At 48.8% G+C, this 5,722-nt stretch carries 3 protein-coding genes and 1 pseudogene; 1 reads left to right on the top strand and 3 read right to left on the bottom strand.

Translation table 11 applies throughout. The annotated features are described in order from the left end of the window. Positions 1-180: 180 nt before the first annotated feature. The gene (locus IQ254_RS29320) at positions 181-435 is read right to left on the bottom strand and encodes a hypothetical protein (RefSeq protein ID WP_193969684.1); all 255 of its coding nucleotides are present in this window, start codon (positions 433-435) and stop codon (positions 181-183) included. A 257-nt stretch (positions 436-692) separates the two neighbouring features. Between IQ254_RS29320 and IQ254_RS29315 the strand changes: the two genes are divergently transcribed. After that, positions 693-3,401 (top strand): glucosidase, encoded by a 2,709-nt coding sequence (locus tag IQ254_RS29315; protein ID WP_193969683.1) that lies wholly within the window; start codon positions 693-695, stop codon positions 3,399-3,401. Positions 3,402-3,535: 134 nt separating this feature from the next. On the opposite strand, the gene IQ254_RS29310 is transcribed toward IQ254_RS29315, so the two are convergent. Both IQ254_RS29310 and IQ254_RS31920 read right to left on the bottom strand, forming a co-directional pair. Then, positions 3,536-5,257 (bottom strand): ABC transporter ATP-binding protein, encoded by a 1,722-nt coding sequence (locus IQ254_RS29310; protein WP_228041216.1) that lies wholly within the window; start codon positions 5,255-5,257, stop codon positions 3,536-3,538. Positions 5,258-5,464: 207 nt separating this feature from the next. Continuing rightward, positions 5,465-5,722: pseudogene (locus IQ254_RS31920) on the bottom strand (glycosyl transferase); the annotation flags it as partial.

Below are 5,722 nucleotides of genomic sequence, written 5' to 3'. Positions count from 1 at the left end.
GAGCCCTGTTTTGCCTCTAAAAGAGCTGAAGCCCGGTATTATGACCGCATCTGGTTCTCTAGGATCCAATCCCTGTGCTGTCAATTACCACCCTGGGAGGCTGCCTAAAGATGTGTCAGGCAGTCAGGGTCGGTGGTTCATCCTAGGTGACTTCTCCTGCTTCTAGGCGGCACATGCAGGTCAGGCAGATGCCAGCGCGGCAGCTATGTCGGGGGTTGGCCCCTGGTCTTTGGCAAACTCCAGCAGGGTGCCGCTAACCGTTGACCAGGTAGCGGTTTTGCCAGACTTGGCCAAGACCACTTCAGCAGTTTGGGTGGCTTCGTTGGTGGTGGCAGCTGGGGTTGCTGCCTTAGCTGCAGGTTTTGTGAACAACTCAAAGTAGACCTGACTCTCTGGCACACCCCACTCAGCTAAACCGCTTCGCAGTGAGTCCATAGAGCTGGGAGAACCGCAGAGGAACACTGCCGAAGCTGAGCAGTTTGACGATGTCTACGGCGAGATGGGAAAAGACCCGATCGCACCCTACTGGTTAGTAAAGTAGATTAACAGGTTGACTACAGCGGCCAGACCTACGATCTGGAAGCCAATCGCTGGGCAAACCATTGCTCCTAGGGCGATCGCTACCCCTAGAACTGCAGGACGCCTGCCGTTAGCCATGTCCTGCCCCCATCCCTCCAACCCATCCTCTAACCATGCCTACCCCCGAACACCAACGCCTCCGCTCTGTCTACAGTGAGAGCACGCTGTGGAAACGTTGGGGGCCGTACCTGAGCGATCGCCAGTGGGGCACGGTGCGCGAAGACTATAGCCCCGGTGGCGAGGCATGGGATGACTTCTCTCACCAGCAGTCCCACGCGCGGGCCTATCGCTGGGGCGAAGACGGCATTTTGGGCATCTCGGATGAGCAGCAGCGGCTGTGTTTTGCGATCGCCCTCTGGAATGGCCAGGATCCGGTGCTAAAAGAGCGCCTGTTTGGTCTCACTGGCACCCAGGGCAACCACGGCGAAGACGTCAAAGAATACTACTTTTATTTGGATAGCTCCCCCACTCATTCCTACATGAAGGGGCTCTACAAATATCCCCAAGCCGCCTATCCCTATGCCCAACTAGTCGAAGAAAACCAGCGGCGTGGACGCGAGCAGCCTGAATTTGAGCTGCTCGATACCGGGGTGTTTGATGGCGATCGCTACTTCGACGTGTTTGTGGAATATGCCAAAGCTGGCCCTGAAGACATTCTGATTCAGATTGCTGTGGTCAATCATGGGCCCGAGACCCAGACCCTCTCGGTGTTGCCCCACGTGTGGTTTCGCAACACCTGGAGCTGGGCTGAGGGCACCGAGAAACCCCGGATCAAACTGGCCGATAGTCAGCCTGGATTTAGCACCCTGGAAGCTAGCCATCCCGACCTGGGTATCCGCTATCTCTACTGCCAGGGCCACGACAACTGGCAGGGAGATCGCCCACTGCTGTTTACCGAAAACGAAACCAACTACCAAAAGCTCTACGGCGGCAACAACCCCACGCCCTACGTCAAAGACGCCTTTCATCGCTACGTGATCGAGGGCGATCGGGCTGCGGTGAACCCTGATCGCGTAGGTACCAAGGCCGCTGCCCACTATACCCTGGAGCTTAGCCCCGGCGAGACCCGCCTAATTCACCTACGGTTAACTGAACTTCCCCCTTTTGAAGGGGGGCTGGAGGGGATCGATCCCTTTGCCGACTTTGAGTCAATTCTCAAAACCCGCCTTCAGGAAACCGACCAGTTTTACCAGGCGGTTACGCCCTTCTCTCTCAGCGCCGACGAGTGCAACCTGCAGCGCCAGGCCTTTGCTGGGCTGCTCTGGAGCAAGCAGTACTATTACTTTGATGTGTCTTGTTGGCTCAAGGGTGACCCCACTATGCCCCAGCCCCCCGATGGCCATCGCTATGGTCGCAACCGCCAGTGGGGCCAACTGGATGCTGCCGACATTATCTCCATGCCCGATAAGTGGGAATACCCCTGGTTTGCCGCCTGGGATCTGGCCTTTCACTGCATTCCCCTGGCTACTATCGATCCCGAGTTTGCCAAAACCCAGCTCGATATTATGACGCGGGAATGGTACATGCACCCCAACGGGCAAATCCCCGCCTACGAGTGGGCCTTTGGGGATGTCAACCCACCCGTCCACGCCTGGGCCACCTGGCGCGTGTACAAGATTGACGAAAAACTTACCGGCAAGGGCGATCGCCCCTTTCTAGAGCGGGTCTTTCAAAAGCTGCTGCTCAACTTCACCTGGTGGGTCAACCGCAAAGACGCCCGTGGCAGCAACGTGTTTGAAGGAGGCTTTTTGGGGCTCGACAATATTGGCGTGTTTGACCGCAGTGCGTCACTGCCCACCGGTGGCCATCTGGAGCAGTCCGACGGCACCAGCTGGATGGCCATGTACTGCCTCAACATGCTGACCATCGCCCTGGAGCTGGCCCAAGAGAACCCGGTGTACGAAGACATGGCCACCAAGTTCTTCGAGCACTTTATCTACATCGCCGACGCCATGAACCATATCGGCGAAGACCGTAGCCAGCTCTGGGATGATGACGATGGCTTTTTCTACGATGTGCTCAACTTCCCTGGCGGCCACCGCCAGCAGCTCAAGGTGCGATCGATGGTAGGCCTAATTCCCCTGTTTGCCGTCACTACCCTGGAACCCGACCTGCTGAACAAACTGCCTGGCTTTAAGCAGCGGCTAGAGTGGTTCATCAATAACCGCCCTATGCTGAAGCGGAACGTTGCCTGCATGGAGACCGAAGGGGTGGGAGCGCGTCGCATGCTGTCTCTGTGCTACGCCACCCTGGGTCGGGTAGAACCAAACGATAAACTGCGCCGCATTCTCACTAAGTTGCTAGACGAAGCCGAATTTTTGAGTCCCTATGGCGTGCGTGCCCTCTCCCGCTACCATGCCGACCATCCCTACTGTTTCAGCACCGACGGCGAAGACTATGTGGTGCATTACGAACCGGCGGAGTCGAGCAGCGAACTGTTTGGCGGCAACTCCAACTGGCGGGGGCCGATCTGGTTTCCGGTCAACTATCTGCTGATCGAGTCGCTGCAAAACTTTCACCACTATTTAGGTGACGACTTTAAAGTCGAGTGCCCCACCGGCTCGGGCCAGTGGATGAACCTGTGGGAGGTGGCGGCAGAGCTATCTCGTCGACTGATGACGATCTTCCTGGTTGACGATCAGGGACAGAGGCCAGTTTACGGCGGCACCCAGCTCTTTCAGCAGAACCCCCACTGGCAAAACTACCTCTATTTCTATGAATATTTCCATGGCGATAACGGTGCTGGCCTAGGTGCCAGCCACCAAACCGGGTGGACGGGGGTAATCGCTAAACTGATTCAGCAGTACAACCAGTACATATAGACAACCAATAACTACTGCGATGATAAATTACCCTTAAGGTGTCTCTGAGTGCTGAAATAGGATGGGCGATCGAGTCATTAAGCTTGCTGGGCTACATCACAGTGCGTCCAGGATGTCATTAGCGCTGCTAATGACTACACTAAAACGACATCTTTGTAGCTTCCAGATTTAACAATCTTCCCTCTCTCCATCACATAGATGCGATCGCAATGTTCAACAGTCGTTAAACGGTGAGCAATGATGATCATTGTTTTGGTTCCGCTAAGTTGCTGAATCGATTGACTGATTAAGTTTTCAGTTTCGCTGTCTAGAGCAGACGTAGCCTCATCAAGGACAAGAATCTCACGTTCATGATATAAAGCACGAGCGATACCAATACGTTGACGTTGCCCTCCGGATAACCTGACTCCATGCTCACCAACCATTGTTTGAATACCATCAGGTAGTTGATCAATTAAGCCTGAAAGCTGAGCTAGCTGAATAGCTTTACTAAGCTGATGTTGATCGATGAGATGATCTGGAACTCCAAAAGCAATATTTCGCTCAATGGTGTCATCAATTAGAAAAATGGTTTGAGGTATGTAGCCTATTAAATTCTGCCATGACCGCAGATTTTCATAAACCGAAAAATCATCTACCTTTATATCTCCTGATTGGGGTATGAGCAGGCCTAAAAGAACATCTACTAGCGTAGTTTTCCCTGCTCCAGACTTTCCAATCAGAGCAATTGATTCGCCTTTTTTTAAAGTCAAAGAAATTTGACTAAGAGAATTTATGGCACTGCCTGGATAGAAATAATTAAGCCGATCAATAGAAATTTTATTATTAAATAGAATGCCAGACTTAACAGATTCGTTGTAGGTGCCAAAAGATTTCAAGTCTTTAGGATCTGAAGCCTTGTGAAATAATTTTATGTAGTCAATAGCCTCAGGTGTTTCAATCTCCTTTAAATCATAATAAATTTTTTCAAGAGTTGGCTTGAAATTCCTTAAAACGCCTAGATTCGACATGAACTGACTAGAGGAAGGTAAAAGCCTAATTGATGCGATTGCAAAGATGCCTAAAACAGAAACCAAATTCTGAGATCGATCTTCATAAAACAATGAAATTGAAACAAAACCAATAACAAAAGTAATTAAGAGCGCTTCAATTACAATTCTAGGTAGTAATTGAAATACATGAAAATTAGTAGCAACTTTGGCAAAACAATTGACTTGCTTCCCCAATTGATCTTCAAAATAGACTTCGCAACCAATTACTCGAGTTTCTTTTAGCCCGCCAATAGCATGGTTTACAATCCGTAGCATCTCTGTGTTTGCATCGACACCAGCTTTGCCCCAACGAGCCAGATGATGTCTAAAATAATGAAACGGTACAAATGCAACTAAAAGAAGTCCAAGAATACTAACTGTGGCCAATAAGTCTGTTTTTGCTAAAAGCAATAGTAAAACTAATAGAATGAAGGCATGGGATAATAAGTTTAAGAGAGGAATTGCAACTGAATAACTAAATTGCTCGCTTTCCTTAATTATATTTTGAATTAGATGAGCAGAATTTGTCCTAAGATGAAATGTGTAAGGTAAAGATAGATAAGTGCGTAGCAAGCGCAAGCGAAGCTTTACTTGTTGAGTAAAACAAAACTGGTATACATGTTTTTGGACTTGATAATAGAAAAATGACTTTAAGTAAAAAATAGTGATAATGGCAAAACCCAGTAGGGCAATAAATTGGCTTGTATCACTTAAACTTGAATATTCATAGAATCTGGAAAGCCATTCATTCTTCTCAATAGTTGTTGGGTTTACTGCTAGCCCTATAAATGGTCCAACCAAACCTATTCCGATCGCATCTAGCATGGAAATAGTCAAAAACGAGGTCAAGAGAAGTATGAGCTCGATCTTTCTTGCAGAGATTACATATAAGAATTTCGACAAATAGTCCATTTTATGAATTTCTTCCTCAACAATATTGAACTCAGATATATAATTCTAGCCTATGAAAAGTACCTCTGAAATTATGTTCGCCAAATATTTTTCTTGGCAAACATAACTTTATTAAGATATCTAGAATAAACTGGGAGGAAAATTATTAGCCCTATGCTCAAAATAGAATCTGAGGGAAAATATTGACAATATAGCAGCAGCTTTCTTCAGAGACGATTGCTTATAGATTATGGTGGCATCATTCATGAACCTAGCTCGTACTAACATCTGTGAATGGCAGCCAATCGATTGTAATCCCTGATGCAAACGATAAGCAGCCCGAGCCCCGCCATTATCAACATCAGATTCACTTAGATGTAAGATGTGCATATCTAACGC

It is taken from the genome of Nodosilinea sp. LEGE 07088 (assembly GCF_015207395.1).
Classification (GTDB): Bacteria; Cyanobacteriota; Cyanobacteriia; order Phormidesmidales; family Phormidesmidaceae; genus Nodosilinea.
This window is presented reverse-complemented; position numbering and strand designations above follow the sequence as displayed.